The 18,817-nt window shown below is 64.1% G+C and carries 18 protein-coding genes and 1 tRNA gene; 14 read left to right on the forward strand and 5 right to left on the reverse strand.

Annotated features, from left to right (window positions below):
• Positions 1-6: 6 nt before the first annotated feature.
• A complete protein-coding gene (locus UP06_RS19280) occupies positions 7-474 on the forward strand; it encodes a nuclear transport factor 2 family protein (RefSeq protein WP_045004805.1) in 468 nt (155 codons plus the stop codon).
• 10 nt (positions 475-484) lie between these two features.
• Here UP06_RS19280 and UP06_RS19285 read toward each other — a convergent pair whose 3' ends face one another.
• From UP06_RS19285 to UP06_RS19295, 3 genes are all read right to left on the reverse strand, one after another.
• Positions 485-1,282: an acyl-CoA thioesterase domain-containing protein gene (locus UP06_RS19285; RefSeq protein ID WP_045004807.1), complete on the reverse strand. Its 798-nt coding sequence runs from the start codon at positions 1,280-1,282 to the stop codon at positions 485-487.
• 188 nt (positions 1,283-1,470) lie between these two features.
• Complete coding sequence (queG, locus tag UP06_RS19290) at positions 1,471-2,646, reverse strand: tRNA epoxyqueuosine(34) reductase QueG (RefSeq protein WP_045004809.1); 1,176 nt, start codon at positions 2,644-2,646, stop codon at positions 1,471-1,473.
• Positions 2,595-3,287: a glutathione S-transferase family protein gene (locus UP06_RS19295; RefSeq protein WP_045004811.1), complete on the reverse strand. Its 693-nt coding sequence runs from the start codon at positions 3,285-3,287 to the stop codon at positions 2,595-2,597. Before UP06_RS19295 ends, queG begins: the two co-directional genes overlap by 52 nt.
• Before the next feature lie 168 nt (positions 3,288-3,455).
• On the opposite strand from UP06_RS19295, the gene UP06_RS19300 reads away from it, so the two are divergent.
• The 3 genes from UP06_RS19300 to UP06_RS19310 all read left to right on the forward strand — a co-directional run bounded on the left by UP06_RS19300 (position 3,456) and on the right by UP06_RS19310 (position 6,433).
• Positions 3,456-4,262 carry an undecaprenyl-diphosphate phosphatase gene (locus tag UP06_RS19300; RefSeq protein ID WP_045004812.1) on the forward strand — a complete coding sequence of 269 codons (807 nt, stop codon included), beginning with the start codon at positions 3,456-3,458 and terminating at the stop codon, positions 4,260-4,262.
• A gap of 98 nt (positions 4,263-4,360) precedes the next feature.
• On the forward strand, positions 4,361-5,689 hold the full coding sequence (locus UP06_RS19305) for an FAD-binding oxidoreductase (protein WP_045004813.1): 1,329 nt from the start codon (positions 4,361-4,363) through the stop codon (positions 5,687-5,689).
• A gap of 3 nt (positions 5,690-5,692) precedes the next feature.
• On the forward strand, positions 5,693-6,433 hold the full coding sequence (locus UP06_RS19310) for an SDR family oxidoreductase (RefSeq protein WP_045004814.1): 741 nt from the start codon (positions 5,693-5,695) through the stop codon (positions 6,431-6,433).
• Positions 6,434-6,436: 3 nt separating this feature from the next.
• On the opposite strand, the gene UP06_RS19315 is transcribed toward UP06_RS19310, so the two are convergent.
• A complete protein-coding gene (locus UP06_RS19315) occupies positions 6,437-7,402 on the reverse strand; it encodes a complex I NDUFA9 subunit family protein (RefSeq protein WP_045004818.1) in 966 nt (321 codons plus the stop codon).
• Between the two features lie 149 nt (positions 7,403-7,551).
• Here UP06_RS19315 and UP06_RS19320 point away from each other — a divergent pair.
• Positions 7,552-7,638 (forward strand) — tRNA-Leu (locus UP06_RS19320).
• Positions 7,639-7,756: 118 nt separating this feature from the next.
• Here UP06_RS19320 and UP06_RS19325 read toward each other — a convergent pair.
• Positions 7,757-9,028, reverse strand: a complete 1,272-nt coding sequence (locus tag UP06_RS19325; RefSeq protein WP_045004820.1) for an MFS transporter — start codon at positions 9,026-9,028, stop codon at positions 7,757-7,759.
• 303 nt (positions 9,029-9,331) lie between these two features.
• Between UP06_RS19325 and UP06_RS19330 the strand changes: the two genes are divergently transcribed.
• The 9 genes from UP06_RS19330 (at position 9,332) to UP06_RS19370 (ending at position 18,665) form a co-directional block, all read left to right on the forward strand.
• Positions 9,332-10,636: a UbiA family prenyltransferase gene (locus tag UP06_RS19330; RefSeq protein WP_050031846.1), complete on the forward strand. Its 1,305-nt coding sequence runs from the start codon at positions 9,332-9,334 to the stop codon at positions 10,634-10,636.
• Positions 10,637-10,755: 119 nt separating this feature from the next.
• Entirely contained in the window at positions 10,756-11,370 is a 615-nt protein-coding gene (locus UP06_RS19335) for a ribonuclease D (RefSeq protein ID WP_045004822.1), read from the forward strand.
• Between the two features lie 153 nt (positions 11,371-11,523).
• Positions 11,524-12,252: an LPS export ABC transporter periplasmic protein LptC gene (lptC, locus tag UP06_RS19340; protein ID WP_045004823.1), complete on the forward strand. Its 729-nt coding sequence runs from the start codon at positions 11,524-11,526 to the stop codon at positions 12,250-12,252.
• Positions 12,249-13,007, forward strand: coding sequence for an LptA/OstA family protein (locus tag UP06_RS19345; RefSeq protein WP_082081502.1), 759 nt, complete (start codon positions 12,249-12,251; stop codon positions 13,005-13,007). Before lptC ends, UP06_RS19345 begins: the two co-directional genes overlap by 4 nt.
• A gap of 235 nt (positions 13,008-13,242) precedes the next feature.
• The gene (gene lptB, locus UP06_RS19350) at positions 13,243-14,256 is read left to right on the forward strand and encodes an LPS export ABC transporter ATP-binding protein (protein WP_045004825.1); all 1,014 of its coding nucleotides are present in this window, start codon (positions 13,243-13,245) and stop codon (positions 14,254-14,256) included.
• Between the two features lie 91 nt (positions 14,257-14,347).
• A complete protein-coding gene (gene rpoN / locus UP06_RS19355; protein WP_045004827.1) occupies positions 14,348-15,961 on the forward strand; it encodes an RNA polymerase factor sigma-54 in 1,614 nt (537 codons plus the stop codon).
• Positions 15,962-16,117: 156 nt separating this feature from the next.
• Entirely contained in the window at positions 16,118-16,729 is a 612-nt protein-coding gene (gene hpf / locus UP06_RS19360; RefSeq protein WP_045004829.1) for a ribosome hibernation-promoting factor, HPF/YfiA family, read from the forward strand.
• 241 nt (positions 16,730-16,970) lie between these two features.
• Positions 16,971-17,432, forward strand: coding sequence for a PTS IIA-like nitrogen regulatory protein PtsN (ptsN, locus tag UP06_RS19365; RefSeq protein ID WP_045004831.1), 462 nt, complete (start codon positions 16,971-16,973; stop codon positions 17,430-17,432).
• 120 nt (positions 17,433-17,552) lie between these two features.
• Positions 17,553-18,665: a tetratricopeptide repeat protein gene (locus tag UP06_RS19370; protein WP_045004832.1), complete on the forward strand. Its 1,113-nt coding sequence runs from the start codon at positions 17,553-17,555 to the stop codon at positions 18,663-18,665.
• Positions 18,666-18,817: the final 152 nt, after the last annotated feature.

The raw sequence follows: 18,817 nt of genomic DNA on the forward strand, positions 1-18,817 counted from the left end.
ACGCCAATGACAACCACCACCATGCTGCGCGCGTTCTGCGATGCGGTTGAGAGCCGTAACGGCCGTGCCTTTGCCGATCTGTTCACCGAGGACGGCGTCTATCACGACGTGTTCTACGGCGCGTTTGCGGGCCGCGAAAAGATCGCGGCGATGGTCGACGACTGGTTCTATCGCACGGCGACCGATTTCCGCTGGGACATGCATGATCCCGTGTCCGACGGCACCACGCTCTATGCGCGCTACACCTTCAGCTACAAATCAACCTTGGCAGAAGCGAACGGTGCGCGGGCGATGTTCGAGGGCGTCGCGATCATGACGCTGCGCGACGGCAAGATCGTGAGCTATCACGAGGTCGCCAACACCGCGCCGGCCTTCGTCGATTTGAAGTTCGCGCCGGAACGGATCGCGAAGATCGTCGCCAAGCAGGGCGCGGAGCTGAAGACGCGGCCGGAGATGAAGCGGCATCTGGCGTGACGACGGAGCACTACGGCGGCGACGGCTTTGCCACCGGCTTGCGCTGCGCAAGTGCTGCCACCGTCGCGGTGCCGATCGGGCCCTCCTCGTCGTAGAGCCAGCATTCGCCGATCGCCACGCCGTCGGACGCCTGGTGATTCACCACGTCGAAGCCGATCCAGTTCGTCACCGGCAGGCGATGCAGGTAGATCGTCACGTCACTGTTGATGTAGCCGAGCCCCTTGTCGCCGGCATTGGCAAACGGACTTGCGAAATCGGCGCCGGTGGCGACATGGACGAACGGCGTCATCGGCACGCCCGCAACGAGCTCGCGCACTTCGCTCATCCAGAGCCGGCGCGGTCCGAGTGAGCCCATATGGCCGATGATCGGCCGCGTCGTCCATTTGCCGTTCATGCCGAGCCTGGGATCGGTCGGTTTTGGAATGTCGGCCGGCTTCGGCACGTCCCAGTTCGGCGGCGACCAGACGTTGCCCTCTGGATTTTGTGTTCGCCGCAGCAATTGGCAGGAGGCGCGCGCCATGCTGACGCCGCCGGAGAAAAACTCCGCCTCGACCACGCGGATGCGCATTCCGTCACGCACCAGCCGCGTCGTCACTTCAATCGGCTTGTCGATCGTTGGTAGCCGAAACATGTCGACGGTCAATCGCGCCGGCACGAACTCAGGACCCGAATGGCGCTCCTCAATGGCGAAGCCGAGCAGGCCGACGATGACGCGTCCGTGCAGCGATTTCGGATCCCACGGGCCGTTGGCCACTTCCGTCGGATGGAATGTATCGCCGTCGCGGGTGAAGAAAGGCATGTTTGTCATGACGCGCGACCTTGAAGGAATGCGCGGGGAAATCAAGGGTGGCAACAGCGCGTGCAGCAGCCACAATAACCGCTGTCATCGCCCGGCTTGATGACCGGGCGATCCAGTACTCCGAGGCAGTCGTGATTTGAATCGAGAGGCCGCGGCGTACTGGATGCCCCGCCTTCGCGGGGCATGACGGCGGAGGGCTAGGAGGAGGGCTGCCACTCCTCACGCACGCTATCGTCGCGCTCGTCGCTCATCGCGGCAGATCTCATCGCATCGAACTCGCTGCGCTCCACCAACTGCCCCAACGCCCACACCGCAGCTCCGCGCACCAACGGGCTTGCATCGTCCACCAGCCGCCGCGCTTCCGCCGCCAGCGCCGCATCACCGGAGTTGCCGATCGCGATCAACACGTTGCGCAAGAAGCGGGCGCGGCCGATGCGCTTGACCGGCGACTTCGTGAACAGCGCACGAAACGATGCATCGTCGAGCCGTGCCAGTTCGGCCAGCCCCGGCGCGCGCAATTCGTCGCGCGCTGCGAGCTTTGCTTCGCGTCCTTCCTGTGCAAACTTGTTCCAGGGGCAGGCGGCGAGGCAATCATCGCAGCCATAGATGCGGTTGCCGATGGCTTCGCGAAATTCGCGCGGGATCGGCCCCTTGTTCTCGATGGTCAAATACGAGATGCAGCGCCGCGCATCGAGCTTGTAGGGCGCAGGAAACGCTGCGGTCGGACAGATGTCGAGGCACGCCCGGCACGAACCACAATGATCGATCTCGGCATGATCGCGCGGCAAATCCAATGTCGTGTAGATCGCGCCGAGAAACAGCCATGAGCCGAATTCGCGCGAGACGAGATTGGTGTGCTTGCCCTGCCAGCCGAGATGCGCGGCTTGTGCGAGCGGCTTCTCCATCACCGCCGCGGTGTCGACGAACACCTTGACCTCGCTTGGTGCGGCCGCGACCAGCCAGCGCGCCAGCGCCTTCAGCCGTTTCTTGATCAAATCGTGATAGTCGTCGCCCTGCGCATAGACCGAGATCGCTGCGCGCGTGCGCTGTTGCAGGATTTCCAGCGGATCAGAGTCGGGGCCGTAATTGACGCCGAGCATGATCACCGAGCGCACGTCATGCCACAGGCCGCGCGGATCGACACGGCGCTCCGGCTGCGCGGCGAGCCAGTCCATGTCGCCGTGGCCGCCCGACGCGATGAATTCGAGAAAATATTTGCCGGCGTTTTCGATCGTGCCCGGCTCGGTGATGCCGATGCAATCGAAGCCGAGCGCCTGCGCTTCGCGTGCAAGCGCCGTCTTCAGTTCAGTCGGATCGGAGTTCAGAAATCCAGGTCCACGTAAGTCCGCGACGCCGGCACGCCGGCCAGCCATTCGCTCAGCAGCGGACGGAACGACGGGCGGGATTTCACCCGCGCGTACCACGCCTTTGCCGCGTCGTCCTCGCTCCATGGCACGTCGCCCAGATAGTCGATCGCCGAGAGATGCGCCGCGGCGGCGAGATCCGCGTAAGTGAGCCTATCGCCGGCGAGAAAGTTACGCGTCTGTGCCAGCCAGCCGATATAGGCCAGATGATAGCGCACATTGGCCTTGGCGGCGCGCATCACGTCGGCCGAGGGCGGGCCGCCGCCGTTCTCCTCGCTCATGAAGCGCTTGTAGATGCGCTCGGTGACGAGCGGATGGGAGACTTCCTCGAAGAATTTTTCGTTGAACCAGGCCATCAGCCGGCGCACCTCGACGCGCTCGGCGATCGTCTCCGGCATCAGCCGCTTGGGGCCCATCTCGGCGCCATAGGCCTCGTCGAGATATTCCGCGATGATGGGGGCGCCCGGAATTGGCGGCTGCTCGTCGTCCACCAGCACCGGCGTGGTGCCGGCCGCGTTGAGCAGCAAAAATGCCTCGCGCCGTTCCCAGCTGCGTTCCTCGACCAGCTTCAGCTCGAGCCCGTATTCGCCCGCGATCAGGCGGATGAAACGCGAATGCGGACAGAACGGATGATGAAACAGCGTAAACATGAAGCCTTTGACTATTTGATGGTGCTTAACAATCCATCAATGTTTGTGCGGCGCCACACTAGTCTTTCAAAACCGCGAAGCAAGGGCGTGACGGCGCATTTTGCGATTGCAGCAAAGAGGCGAATAGGCGAGAAGAGCCCCGTTTTCCAGCGGAAATGGACCGTAAATATGTCAGATGCAATACGGGCAGTGATCCTCGGCATCATCGAGGGTGTGACCGAGTTCCTTCCCGTTTCCTCGACCGGCCACCTGCTGCTTGCGGAGCGCTTCTTCGGTCTCGGCGAGGGCGCCTTCTGGGATTCGTTTACGGTTCTGATCCAGCTCGGCGCGATCCTTGCGATCGTCGTGTTGTACTTCAAGAAATTGTGGGACGTCGCGATCGGCATGTTCACCGGCGACGCCTATGCGCGCCGCTTCGTGATCGGCGTGCTGGTGGCGTTCCTGCCCGCGGTCGTCGTCGGCCTCGTCGCCGGCAAATACATCAAGAGCATGCTGTTCAATCCGTGGGTGGTGTGCTTCTCGCTGATCGTCGGCGGCGCCATCCTGCTATGGGTCGATCGGCTCGATCTCAAGGCGCGCGAGCATGACGCCACGAAATTTCCGCTGCCGATGTATCTCTATATCGGCATCGCGCAGTGCATCGCGATGATCCCGGGCGTGTCGCGCTCCGGCGCCAGCATCGTCGCCGCGATGTTTTTGGGGGCCGACAAGCGCGCGGCGGCGGAGTTCTCGTTCTTCCTCGCGATTCCCACCATGATCGGCGCGTTCGCCTACGATTTCTACAAGAACCGCTCCGAGATGACGATGGACCACATGGGCATCGTCGCGATCGGCTTTGTGGTGTCGTTCATCACCGCGATCATCGTGGTGAAGGCGTTCCTCGGATACGTCACCCGCCACGGCTTCGTGGTGTTCGCCTGGTGGCGCGTCATCGTCGGTACGCTCGGCCTGATCGCGCTGGCGCTCGGCCATTAACCAACGCAAACGCACCGACGCCTCAACGTAATATAAGCTTTTGACCGGTAGGCAGTTTCCAGAGCGGGGCGGCGCGCGCCTCGCAACGGAGCTGAACGATGACCCTCGTCAGCGGCTGGGGACGCTTCCCGGTCGTCGATAGCGAACTGCTGCGGCCGCGGTCGTTCGAGGCGGTGGGCGAAGCCGTCGGCACGGCCGGCGCTGTGGCGCGCGGTAATGGCCGCGCCTATGGCGATGCCGCGATCGGAGCCAGCCGGACCGTCGCGATGACGGGTTTCGACCGGGTCAGGTCGTTCGATCCGGCAACCGGGCGTCTCCGTCTCGAAGCCGGCGTGCTGCTGTCGGACCTGATCGACACGTTTGGCCCGCGCGGATTCCTGCCCTTCGTCGTTCCCGGCACGCGGTTCGTGTCGGTCGGCGGCGCGATTGCCGCCGACGTGCATGGCAAGAACCATCATTGCGAGGGTGGCTTCGGCCGTTACGTCGACAGCATCCTGCTGCGCACCGGGCAGGGCGACACCATCGAGGTCTCGCGCGAGCAGAATTCGGATGCGTTCTTCGCGACCATCGGCGGCATGGGCCTCACCGGGGTCATTCTCGAAGCGACGATGCGGTTGCGGCGGGTCGAGACCGGCTGGATCCGCGAGCGGGTGATCTCCGCGTCCGATCTCGATGCCGCGATGCGTGCGCTCGACGCCGGCGATTCCGCGACTTATTCGGTGGCATGGATCGATTGCGCTACGCGCGGCAACGACCTCGGCCGCGCGCTGATCTATCTCGGTGAGCACGCGCGCACAGACGAGCTTGCCGACGGTGCCGATCGTTTTCCCGCGGGCAAGAATCCCGGGCTCGCCGTGCCGGTCGATCTCCCGTCGATGACGCTGAACCGCTACAGCATCCGCGCCTTCAACGAGCTCTACTACCGCATGGGCGTACGGCGTGCCGGCGGCAGCCATGTGGTGTCGCTCTATCCCTATTTCTTTCCGCTCGACAGCGTCGGTGCCTGGAATCGCATCTATGGACGGCGCGGCTTTCTCCAGCATCAATGCGTGCTTCCGGAAGCCGGCGCGCGCGACGTGCTCGCCGATATCCTCGACCGCGTCTCGAAGCGCGGCGATGCCTCGTTCCTCGCAGTGCTGAAGAAGCTCGGCCAGGGCGACGGCATCCTGTCGTTCCCGCTGCCCGGCTACACGCTGGCGCTGGATTTCCCGCTGAAGGGCGACATCCTGAATTTCCTCGACGAGATCGACCGTCTGGTCGTCGCTGCCGGCGGGCGGCTTTATCTCGCAAAAGACGCGCGCCAGTCGCGTGCAACTTTCGAGGCCGGCTATCCCGCCCTGCAACGCTTCAACGCGATCCGAAAATCGCTCGATCCCGCAGGACACATCCGCTCCAAGCTTTCGCAGCGTTTATTTGATGAGGTTTAGGCCATGACGTCGCGCAAGACCGTATGGGTGCTCGGTGGCTCCTCCGATATCGGCCGCGCCGCCGCGCGCGCCTTTGCGAAAGCAGGATACGATGTCGGACTCGCCGGGCGCGACGCCGCAGCGCTGGAGCCTGACGTCGCCGATCTGCACGCCCGCTACAACATCAACGCGAGCACGCTGAAGTTCGACGTGCTCGACACCGCCTCGTTCGATGGCTTTGTCGGCAGTCTTCCGGCATTGCCTGACGTCGTCATCTCGATCGTCGGCTTGCTGGGTGTGCAGGATCAGGCGGAGAGCGATCTCGCGCATGCCACGACGATCATGCGCTCCAACTATGAGGGGCCATCGCTGATCCTCGGCCTGTTCGCCGAAAAGTTTCTGGCGCGCGGCAACGGCACCATCGTCGGCGTGTCCTCGGTCGCCGGCGATCGCGGGCGGTCCTCGAACTATGTCTACGGCTCGGCCAAGGCGGGCTTCTCCGCGTTCCTGTCCGGCCTGCGCGGCCGCGCCAGCCGTGGCGGCGTGCATGTCGTCACGGTGAAGCCCGGCTTCGTCCGAACAAAAATGACGGAAGGCATGAAGTTGATCGGCCCGCTCACCGTCGAGGCGCCGGTAGTGGGCGACGCGATCCTTCAGGCCGTGGAGAAGAAGACCGACGTCGTCTATGTCAGCGGCAAATGGCGCCTCGTGATGTTCATCATCAAGGCGCTGCCGGAAGCGGTGTTCAAGAAGCTGAAGTTCTGACGCTTACGCGCTCTTGCGCTGGAACTGGCCGGCCGCGCGAAAGCGCCAGAGATATTGCGGGGCGATCGCTTCCAGCGAATCGGCTGGGATGCCGAGACCTTCCAGCGTCAGGCCTGCCGCCTTCGCAGCATCCGACACGATGTTGTCGCGCTCGAGCAGCGTGACCTGGTCCGGCGTCAGCTTCAGCGCGCCCGGCGCGAATTGCAGGAAGTTGGCCTGGAAGCGCGCCAGCCCGAACGGCAGCGGGATCAGCGCCGGCTTGCGGTCGGCGATGACCAGGATGGCCTCGATGATCTCGCGCATGGTCAGCACTTCCGGCCCGCCGAGCTCGTAGGTGGCGCCCGCCTTGGCCTTGCCGTCGACGGCATCTGCAATCGCGGTGGCGACGTCGCCGACATAGACCGGCTGCATCTTCGTGGCGCCGCCGATCAGCGGCAGCACCGGCGACATCCGCGCCAGCGACGCAAAACGGTTGGTGAACTGGTCCTCAGGACCGAACATCACCGAGGGACGGAAGATCGTGGCCGACGGCACCGCCGCCGTCACCGCGGCCTCGCCGGCCGCCTTGGCCTTGGCATAGTGCGAGGGCGATTCCGCGTCGGCGCCGATCGCCGAGACGTGGATCAGGCGTGCGCCGGCAGCGGCGGCCGCCTTGGCGACGGTCTCGGCGCCCTTGGCCTGGACGGCGTCAAAACTCTGCGCGCCGCCCTCAGTGAGGATGCCGACCAGATTGATCACGACATCCGAATCACGCACCGCCGCCTCGACGGACGCCGGGTAGCGCAGATTGGCCTGAATGGTGTGGACCTGTCCGACCTTGCCCGAGGGCTGGAGGAAGCCGGCCAGCTCCGGCCGCCGCACCGCGACCCGGACCCGATAATCGCGCCGGCACAGGGCGCGGACGACATTCCGGCCCAAAAACCCCGATCCGCCGAAAACCGTGACGAGAGTTTCCAGATTCGATGCCATGGGGTCCAATCCTGCGGAAGAGTGCGTCTTATCAGGCTTGTATCGGGCCAGTTTGCGATGCGCAATCCGCATCCCCAAACCTGGGTCACGCTTGAATTGACAACCGCGTCACCGAACCGTAGTAACCGCCTCCGTGCCCCAAACGGCATGCCCAGGTGGTGGAATTGGTAGACGCGCTGGCTTCAGGTGCCAGTGGCTTAACGGCCGTGAAGGTTCGAGTCCTTTCCTGGGCACCATTTTGCAGGATTTCGACGCAAAATAGGGCTGCTTCCGCTCGGTGGAGATAGCAGGGCGGCAATCCATGCCGTCGCCGTCGCGAAGGTACCTTGGTGGGACAAATCCGCCCGCCCGCCCTCAGACCACGCTCCTCCCCGCCCTCTCCGCCACCGCCTTCTGCACAAAATACATCGCGACCAGCGAGACGATCGCCGAGGCGACGACGACGTAGCCGATCCGGTCGAAATGGATCAGCGACCCGTCCGGGCCCTGCGCGATGATCGCGCCGGCGAGCATCGAGCCGAGCCCGCCGGAGAGCTGCTGGAGTGACGCGCTGACCGCGCTGAATGAGCCGCGCTGGGTGGGGTCGGGGATCGCCGACATCAGGGCCTGCGACGGGATCATGCGTGAGAAGATGCCGACGAACATCAGGACGTTGACGGTGATCGCGGTCACGAGCGTGACGTGACCGAGATGGGTGTAGATCAGCACCATGATCACCGACACCACGCTGCCGAACACGAAGGTTGGATATTTGCCGAACGCGTCGCTCGCCCTGCCGACCAGCGGCCCCGTGACGATGCTGAACAGGCCGGAGACGAGATAGATCGTCGGCAAATGCGTGATGTCGATGCCGAGATTATGCACGGTGAAAGCGCTTGAGAACGGCATCAGCATGTACCCGCCGGTCGCCAGCAGCGTCGTCACGGCGAAGGCCAGCGTGTAGCGCGGCTCTCCGATCGTCGCGACCAGATGGTGGAAAGGGTTCTTGTCCTGCCTCAGTTTCAGATGCGCGTCGACCGGCTCCATGGCGAAGGCGATGATGCCGATCGCTGCGATCGACAGACCGACGATCGCAAAGAAGCAGACATGCCAATTCCAGTGATTGGCGAGAAACAGCCCGGCCGGAATGCCGAGCACCTGGCTCGCGGCGAACGCGGTCTGGACAAATCCCATCACGCGGCCGCGCAAATGCAGCGGGAACAGGTCGGTGGTGATGGCGAGCACGACCGAGCCGATCACGCCGCCGAATAGTCCGGTCACGATCCTGCCGAGCAGCAGGACGTGGTAATTCTGCGCCATGGCGCAGAGCAGGGTGCCGAGCGTGAAGCCGACATAGAAGAACAACAGCAGGCGCTTGCGATCGAATCGATCGGCAAAGCCGGCGGCCAGAATACCTGACGCTCCCGCGCTGAACGCGTAGGCTGAAACCGCGACGCCGAATTGCCCGGCCGTGATGTCGAGCGAGGGCATCAGGATGGCGCCGAGCGGCGACATGATGATGAAATCGAGAATGATCGTGAACTGCGCGAATGCGAGCAGCGCGACGAGAAGTGACTGGTAGCGCGTAAAGCCGCGCTGGCGTTCCTGTTGATCGTCGATAGGCGCAGCCAACGTCTGTTCGGTCATGACATCTCATTCACAGGCAACGGGGGGCTTGCAACAGATGGGGGCGGTTGGCGCGAATTCCACGGGCGCGTGGCACAAGTTGCGCTGGCATACCGAGCTCGCACCGGGTTGTGGGATCCGTGCAACAGCCTGCCGGCCCGAGAACCATTCGTCCGCTCTGGCCGCGGCGGCCGCCGACCCTTCTCCAGCCGAATTAAGTCGCCCTTAGCGAATGCCCCCTAGGCTCGCGGCCGTCCATTTTCCTGCTCCCGGCCTCCCCAGCCTTTGGGCCGGTCGTGTCGCGGTCAGTCAGAGCGTTTTCGGATGGAGCAGCCCGTCAGGCAGTACGATCGGAGTGAGGCCGCACCGCAGGCCACGCCAGCGCCTGCCCGCACGCTCGTGATCGATCTCGAAGGCGCGCTGCTGCGCTCGGAACTTCTGATGGAAGCGCTATTCTCCAGCCCCGGCCGCATGCTGGCCCGCTTCGGCGCGGGCGGACGCCCGGGCATGGCGGCGCTCACCGATATTCTGGCGCGGGCCGAGATCGACTATTCCCATCTGCCCTATGACACCGATGTGCTGAACCAGGCGCTGGCGGCGCGGGCGCGGGGCGAGACGATTTTTCTGGTCGCGGATCGCTTCGCTGATCATGCCGCGGGGATCGCCGCGCATCTCGGTTTCGACGGCGTCGTAGCGCCGGCGGATCTCGTGGATCGCGCCTCCGTCGATCGCATCAGCGAGCGCAGCCGCAGTCGCCCCAGCTTGAAGGTTTGGGCGCAGGCGCTGCGCGTCTACCAGTACGCCAAGAACACGCTGCTGTTCGTGCCTGTTATCACCGCGCATCAGATGAATGTTGCGACGCTCGGCACCACGCTGCTGGCGTTCCTGGCGTTCTCGGCCTGTGCGTCGGGCGCCTATCTGATGAACGATCTGCTCGATCTCGCCGCCGACCGGCAACATCCGACCAAGCGCCATCGCGCGCTTGCGGCGGGCGATTTGCCGATCTCGTCGGCGCTGCTTGCGATCCCGGCGCTGTGGGCATTCGCGGTCGTGGCCAGCCTCTGCATCTCCACCGCCTTCCTCGGCGTGCTCGCGGTTTATCTTGCCACCACCATCGCCTATTCGCTCGTGCTCAAGCGCAAGATGCTGGTCGACGTCGTGACGCTCGCCGGCCTCTACTCCTTGCGCATCGGCGCCGGCGCCGTCGCCGCTGGCGTCATGCTGTCGGAATGGCTGATGATCTTCTCGCTGTTCGTGTTCACCTCGCTGGCGCTGATCAAGCGCTTCAGCGAGCTCAGCATGCGCGAGGGCGCGGGCCTCGCCGATCCCTCCAATCGCGACTACCGCATCACCGATTTGCACATCATCGCCGCCATGGCCGCCGCGAGCGCCATGAATGCGGTGACGGTGTTCGCGCTCTATCTGTCGTCCTCCGCGGTGACGCCGCTCTACAGCCGTCCCTGGCTGCTGTGGCTGCTGGCGCCCTTGCTGCTCTACTGGTTCGGCCGTGCGCTCATGATTGCGCATCGCCGCGAGATGCCCGACGATCCCATCATCTACGCCTTCCGCGACGGCGCCAGCCGCACCACCGTGGCGGCGATGATCTGCATCATGCTGGCGGCGATCTGACCGGGCCCGCCGGGGCGCATCCGGCGCTTGCGCGACCCGTCCGCAGTGGATACATCGCGGGCAATCCCGATTAACCTATGACGAAATCGCTACCGATTCGATTGAGGGTTTGAAACGCCATGACCGTACGCCTGCACCGCGGCGATTTGCCTGATCTCACCCGCTACACCGGAGCTGTGGCGATCGACACCGAGACCATGGGGCTGAACCCGCACCGCGACCGGCTCTGCGTGGTGCAGCTCTCGCCGGGCGACGGCAGCGCCGACGTGGTGCAGATCCCGAAGGGGCACACCGACGCGCCGAACCTGAAGGCGCTGCTGGCCAATCCCGCCATCACCAAGATCTTCCATTTCGCGCGGTTCGATATCGCGGTGCTCTACCAGAGCTTCGGCGTGATGACCGGGCCGATCTACTGCACCAAGATCGCCTCCCGCCTGACCCGCACCTATACCGACCGCCATGGCCTGAAGGACCTCGTGCGCGAGGTGCTCAATGTCGACCTCTCCAAGCAGCAGCAATCCAGCGACTGGGGCGCCGATGGCCTGACCGAGCCGCAGCTCGCCTACGCCGCCTCCGACGTGCTGCATCTGCATGCCTTGCGCGAGCGGCTGGACGCCATGCTGGTCCGGGAGGGCCGCACCGCGCTGGCCAAGGCCTGTTTCGACTTCCTGCCGACCCGTGCCCTGCTCGACCTCCAGGGCTGGGAGGAAGAGGACATTTTCGCGCATTCCTGACCCTTCGAGCGTCGGCTAGGCTAGGGCGATCGCCCCGTTTCGGACACTTTCGTAACGGCCTGTCGCGGGCTGCATATTCCTGAGGTCGCGGGTACAATGGGGCGCCCTCGATTGGAGCGTTCTGACCAGCTAAGCGATGTCCCTGGAGCACCGGTGAACTCGGCCCAGTTTTCAACCTACGACGCCGCGCTTGCGGCGAAGTTTGCCAGCGCGGCGCGCCACAGCCGCCTGGTGCGGATTCTGCGCATCGCGGTGCCGGTGACCGTGATCCTGTCCATGGCCTCGATCGTCGCCGTCTCGACCTTCCTCAACCCCTTCAGCATGATTCCCGTGAAGGTCGACTCCGGAAACCTCGTGGTCACAGGCACCAAGATCACGATGGAATCGCCGCATATGTCCGGCTTCACGCCGGACCAGCGGCCCTATGAGCTCTGGGCCAAGACCGCGACGCAGGACGTCACCGATCCCGATCATGTCGATCTCGCGGATCTGCGCGCAAAAGTCCTGATGGAGGATCAATCCCTGCTGTTCCTCGATGCCCGCACCGGCCGGTTCGACAACAAGCAACAACAGCTCGATCTGCACAAGGACATCTTCCTGCGCACCTCGACCGGCTATGAGGCGCGGCTGAACTCGGCCTTCGTCGACATGGCCAAGGGCACGGTCTCTTCGGACGAACATGTCGACGTCAAGCTGACCAACGGCACGCTCACCGCCGACCGGCTGCGCATCACCGAAGGCGGCGATGTCATTCGCTTTGAGGGCAATGTCGTGATGCATCTGGACAAGATCAGCACGGATGACGCAGCTAGCGCGCCTGTCGAGCAGCCCGCGCCGGCGCCGCCGCCGAAGTCCAAGAACAAGTCTGCGATTTCAAAATGATTTTCATGGCCCATTCTTTCCCGCGCAACCAGGACAAGCGGCGCGCCGCCGTCCGCGCCGCCGCGCTTGTCGTCGGCGTCGCGCTGATCGCGACGGGTGCAGCGTTCGCGCAGAGCACGACGCAGGGCGTGCCCAATGCCATGCAGGGTTTTTCGCAGAACCGCGACCAGCCGATCCAGATCGACGCCGCCACGCTCGAGATGCGCGACAAGAAGAAGGAGGCGACCTTCTCCGGCAATGTGAAGGTCGTGCAGGGCGACACCACCATGACCTCGAAGACGCTGGTGGTGTTCTACGAATCGAGCAGCGACAAGGCGGCCGCACCTGCGCAAGCCGCACCTGCCCAACCCAATGCTGCAAAGGGCGCGAAGGCTGCTCCCATACAGTCGGCGACGCCGGGACCCGGCGGCGCCTCCTCGATCAAGCGGCTGGAGGCGCGCGGCAATGTCGTGGTCACCCAGAAGGATCAGGTGGTGACCGGCGACACCGCCGTGTTCGACACCAAGACCAACCTCATCACCATGCTCGGCGGCTCGGGCGGCCAGGTGGTCCTGACGCAATGCCAGAACGTGCTGCGCGGCGACCGTCTCCTGGTCGACATGACCACCGGCGTCTCGCGGGTAGAATCCGACGCCGGCAGGGTGCAGGGCCTGTTCATCCAGTCCCAGGGCGGCTCGAGCGGCAAATGCGGGACGCCCACAACCCCTGGCTCCGGCCCCGCGGTGCCTTCGCTTATTCCTGGTAAGCCTAAGTAAATCAAAGGGTTATGTAATAATTTCCGGCCGCGAGGTTGAAGCCGGCGCGACAAGACTGTATCTACCGCAACGGGCTTTCGAAGCGGGGTCCGCCGCTAATCGAGGGTGTTTCACTGGGCATGAGACATCCTTTCACTCATGCTGCGTCGGCGAATCGCTCCGAGGCGGCGGATCGCGGGGTCACCCGTGCAGGACTACGGTGCAGGACTACCGTGAAGGCTTGAGACAGGCGGGGATGGTCGATTTATTCAGCATGTTCCGTCGGCGCCCCGCCAAGCGCGGCCGGCCAGGATTTGCGCGTCAGGACATCACCGCTCTCACCGACAGCGTCGGGGGCCTGCTGGCCAGCCCGGTGCGGGATGCCCCCCCGATCGCCCGTGAGCAGCCGGCGCACGTGCCGGACCCGTACGGCGTCGAGGCACCGCCGCGGCCGCGCCAGCCGGCGGCTGAGCCTGCCAAAGCCAGGACCAATGCGAAGCCCAGTGCGAAGTCCAATGGCTCCGGCGGGCCGCAATTATTGAAGCGGCCGGGCTTCCTGGCTGTGCATAGCGTGGAAAAGAGTTTTGGCAGCCGCCAGGTCGTGCGTGGCGTCAGCATCTATGTACGCCGCGGCGAAGCCGTCGGCCTGCTCGGCCCGAACGGTGCCGGCAAGACCACCGTGTTCTACATGATCACCGGCCTGATCAAGCCCGATCGCGGCGCGATCGAGCTCGACGGCCACGATGTCACGAAGCTGCCGATGTACCAGCGCGCGCGGCTCGGCATCGGCTATCTGCCGCAGGAAGCCTCGATCTTCCGCGGCCTCACCGTCGAGCAGAACATTCGCGCCGTGCTCGAAGTGGTCGAGCCTTCGCGCAAGAAGCGCGAGCAGCAGCTCGATTCGCTGCTCGACGAATTCAACATCACCCGCCTGCGTAAATCGCCGTCCATCGCGCTGTCCGGCGGTGAACGCCGCCGCGTCGAGATCGCGCGCGCGCTGGCGACGCGTCCGAACTACATGCTGCTCGACGAACCCTTCGCCGGCATCGATCCGATCGCAGTCGGCGACATTCAGGACCTCGTCCGCCATCTCACCAATCGCGGCATCGGCGTGCTCATCACCGACCACAATGTCCGTGAGACGCTCGGCCTCACCGACCGTGCCTATATCGTCTATGCCGGTGAAATCTTGACCGAGGGCAGCCCGGATGAGATCGTCAATGATCCGGATGTCAGGCGGCTTTACCTTGGCGAGGAATTCCGCCTCTAGCCCGTTTTTCAAATTCGTCAAGGCGTGTACATCGGCCTCAGACTAATATAAGCAAAAATCGGACCAATTTTTTGGGAACGGTTCTTGCTTCATGGCGCTCACGCAGAGATTAGAGTTCCGGCAATCGCAGTCGCTGGTCATGACGCCGCAGTTGATGCAGGCGATCAAGCTGCTGCAATTGTCCAATCTCGATCTCACGACCTTCGTCGAGGAGGAACTCGAGCGTAACCCCCTGCTGGAACGGGCCAATGACGAGCCGCCGGCGGGCGAAGCCCAGGCGGAAACCGGCCAGTTCAACGATTCCGACGGCGGCCATAACGACGAGCCGGGCGGCGGTCCAGGTGAGGCCTTCGAGCCCGGCCAGGAAGAATGGATGAGCAAGGATCTCGGCACCCGCGCCGAGATGGAACAGACCCTGGACACGGGCCTGGACAACGTCTTCTCCGAGGAGCCGGCCGAAGCGGCCGCGCGTACCGCCCAGGATGCGGCGCCGACCACCTATACGGAGTGGGGCGGCGGCGCCTCCGGGGACGAGGACTACAATCTCGAAGCCTTCGTCGCCGCGGAAATGACCCTCGGCGACCATCTCGCCGAGCAGCTCTCGGTCGCCTTCTCCGGCCCAGCGCAGCGCATGATCGGGCAGTATTTGATCGACCTCGTCGATGAGGCCGGCTATGTGCCGCCGGATCTCGGCCAGGCCGCCGAGCGGCTTGGCGCATCGCAAGCGGACGTCGAGGCCGTTCTTGCCGTGCTGCAAAAATTCGATCCGCCCGGTGTCTGCGCGCGCAACTTGAGCGAATGTCTGGCGATCCAGCTCCGCGAGCTCGACCGCTACGATCCGGCGATGCAGGCCTTGGTCGAGCACCTCGATCTGCTCGCCAAGCGCGACATCGCAGGTCTGCGCAAGGTTTGCGGCGTCGACGACGAGGACATCGCCGACATGATCGGCGAGATCCGCCGGCTCAATCCCAAGCCCGGCATGAAGTTCGGCTCGGCGCGGCTTCAGACCATGGTGCCGGACGTCTATGTCCGCCCGGGTCCGGATGGCGGCTGGCACGTTGAGCTCAACAGCGACACCTTGCCGCGCGTGCTGGTCAACCAGACCTATTATTCCCAGCTCTCGAAGAAGATCGGCAAGGACGGCGACAAGTCCTACTTCACCGACGCGCTCCAGAATGCGACGTGGCTGGTGCGCGCGCTCGACCAGCGCGCCCGCACCATTTTGAAGGTTGCGACCGAGATCGTGCGCCAGCAGGACGGCTTCTTCACCCATGGCGTGGCGCATCTGCGGCCGCTGAATCTGAAGGCCGTGGCCGACGCCATCCAGATGCATGAATCCACGGTGTCGCGCGTCACCGCCAACAAATACATGGCGACGAATCGCGGTACATTTGAGCTGAAATATTTCTTCACGGCGTCGATCGCCTCGGCCGACGGCGGCGAGGCGCATTCCGCCGAAGCCGTGCGTCACCACATCAAGCAGCTGATCGATTCGGAAGCGCCTGCCGCGATCCTGTCGGATGATACCATCGTGGAACGGTTGCGCGTTTCGGGCATTGATATTGCCCGCCGCACGGTCGCGAAGTACCGCGAAGCCATGCGCATTCCTTCTTCGGTGCAACGCCGTCGCGACAAGCAGAGCGCTCTTGGTAACGTCCTCTCTACCGCAATGTCCGATCGCTCCCGCAACACCGAGCCGGCCTGATTGCGCCGGCGCGAAATCGCGCTACTCTCAATCTCCCATCGAGACCGATCCATGCGTGCGCATGATCCGGACCCAGAGGGCCGCGTTAGCGCAAAGGGTGCAGCGGTTTTCCGAGCAGATCAGGCGCAGACAAGAACCTAACCAAGCGAGGTTCACATGACTCTCCGCATTTCGGGCAAGAGCGTCAGCGTCGGCGAGGCCCTGCGCGGCCGTGTTTCCAACCGGACCGAAGAGGTCCTGCGTAAATATTTCGACGGCAATTATTCCGGCCACATCACGCTGAGCAAGGATGGCTTCGGCTTTCGCACCGACTGTTCGCTGCATCTGGATTCCGGCATTACGCTGGAGGCCGATTCGAATGCGGCAGACGCCTATGCCAGCGCCGACCAGGCGCTTGTGATGATCGAGAAGCGGCTCAAGCGCTACAAGAGCCGGCTCAAGGACCGCTCGGCCCGCAAGGCCCATGTGGCCTCCGCGGCGCTGGCCGCGATGGACGCCACCAGCTACGTGCTGGAGGCGCCGGGCGAGGGTGATGACGAGGACGAGGTCACCGGCTACAGCCCCGTGATCATCGCGGAGGCAACCACCTCTCTCAAAATGCTGTCGGTCAGCGAAGCCGTCATGGAACTCGACCTCAGCGGGGCGCCCTGCCTGGTCTTCCAGCATGGCTCGTCCGGCCGGGTGAACATCATCTACCGCCGGGCCGACGGCAATGTGGGCTGGATCGACCCGCCGGGGGCCAAAGCGGACGGCAAGCCGGGCGGTTAGGGCCGGAACCCGGCCCCGTAGCACCCGCAGCCTTAACAATGACCGTGGCAAAGCCGCACGCGGGAGTTGGCACCGGGATTGCGTTGGAGTAGAAGCGCCCCACATCAGGACCGGTACTTGGGCTAAGTACTTGGGCTAAGTCCGCTTCCTGCTTCACCTTCTTGACGCCGGCCCGGCTTGGTTTCTCGCCAAGCTGGCCAATTCGGAACCTGACGGTTTTAATTCACCTCGGAAAACTTCCATGCCGATTACCGATCTGGTCGCGCCCGAGGCGATTCTCCCGGCATTGAAGGTCAACAGCAAGAAGCAGGCGCTCCAGGAACTCGCGGCCAGGGCCGCCGAGCTGTCCGGCCAGAACGAGCGCGCCGTGTTCGAGGTGCTGTTGCAGCGAGAGAAGCTCGGCACCACCGCGGTCGGCTACGGCGTCGCCATTCCCCACGGCAAGCTGCCCAAGCTGGAAAAGATCTTTGGCCTGTTCGCCCGGCTCGATCGTCCAATCGATTTCGAGGCGATGGACGGCCAGCCGGTCGATCTCGTCTTCCTGCTGCTCGCGCCCGAAGGCGCCGGTGCCGACCATCTCAAGGCGCTGGCGCGCATCGCCCGCCTGCTGCGCGACCAGGACATCGCCAAGAAGCTCCGCGCCTCGCGCGACGCCCAGGCGATCTATTCGGTGCTGGCGCTGCCGCCGGCGACCGCGGCGTAACCCTCACTCGCTCGAACCGAAGCCGCGCCGTCTGCGACTTATTTCGCAGCCGGGCGCTGTGATGTGTCGTCACCATGTCCACCTGCGACCGGCACGGCTCCGGCGCAGGAATTTTGAGACATGATTTGCGGTTCGATGGGCCGGGTTTTCGGTCTGCTTTGCTCCGTCACTATAGCCGTCACGGCTGCGGCCCGTGCTGACGAGGCGTCAAACGACCGCGTCATCGCGGAAAAGACCGAGATCATTGCGGCCGATCCGGCAAATGCGGTTGCTTACGAACTGCGTGGCGAAGCCTGGTACATGAAGAAGGACAAGGACCGGGCCTTCGAGGACTGTGGCGCTGCGATCCGGATCGATCCGAATTTCGGGCGCGCTTATAACTGCCGCGGCCGCGCCTCTTCTGCCAAGGGCGATCGCGATCGCGCATTGGCCGACTACAACGAGGCCATTCGCCTCGATCCCGGCTACGGCCCGTCTTACACCTCGCGCGCCGAGGAGTATTTCAACAGGCGCGATCTTGATCGCGCGATCGCCGGCTTCACCGAGGCCATCGAACGCAGCCCCAAGCAGGCTTACCGTGCGCTCGTCATGCGAGGAGAGGTGTATGCGGCGAAGGGCGACACCGATCACGCCGTCGCCGATTACAGCGAGGCGATGCAGCGCAATCCGGCCGCCGCCTGGCCCTACGAGCTGCGAAGCACCATTCGTCTCCACAAGGGCGAGATCGATGCAGCTCTGGACGACTGCGACAGCGCCGTCCGTCTGGAACCCGGAAGTGCTGGTGGCCACTATTGCCGGGCCATGGTGTTCCTGAAGAAGGACGATGCCGACAGCACCATCCGGGAGCTGGATGACGTCACCAGGATCATGCCGTCTTTCGAGAAGGCCTATCTCGTTCGCGCCGTCGTGCTGCACGGGAAGGGCGACGACAAACGTGCCCTTGCCGATTTCGACGAAGTGATCCGATTACAGCCGGGGAATTCGGAGGCCTACAACAGTCGCGCCGGGATGTTTCGGGACACGGGACAGCACGATCGCGCGCTCGCCGACTACAACGAGGCGATCCGGCTCGATCCGAATAGCCAGCTCGCGCTGGTCAACCGCGGTCTCCTCTACATGATGATGTCCGACCCCAAACATGCGCGCGCGGATTTCAACAGCGTGCTCGCGTTGCCACTGAGCGACAAATGGGCCGTGGACACGGCGCGCGAAGGACTTGGCTTTTTGAAGTGACACGAGAGCAGGGCGCGCAGCCTTGCACTCCGTCATTGCGAGGAGCCCTTGCGACGAAGCAATCCAGACTGCCTCAGCGGAAACACTCTGGATTGCTTCGCTGCGCTCGCAATGACGACGCGGGAAACGTCATCGCCCAAAATAAAAACGGG

It is taken from the genome of Bradyrhizobium sp. LTSP857, assembly GCF_000938285.1.
Classification (GTDB): Bacteria; Pseudomonadota; Alphaproteobacteria; order Rhizobiales; family Xanthobacteraceae; genus Bradyrhizobium.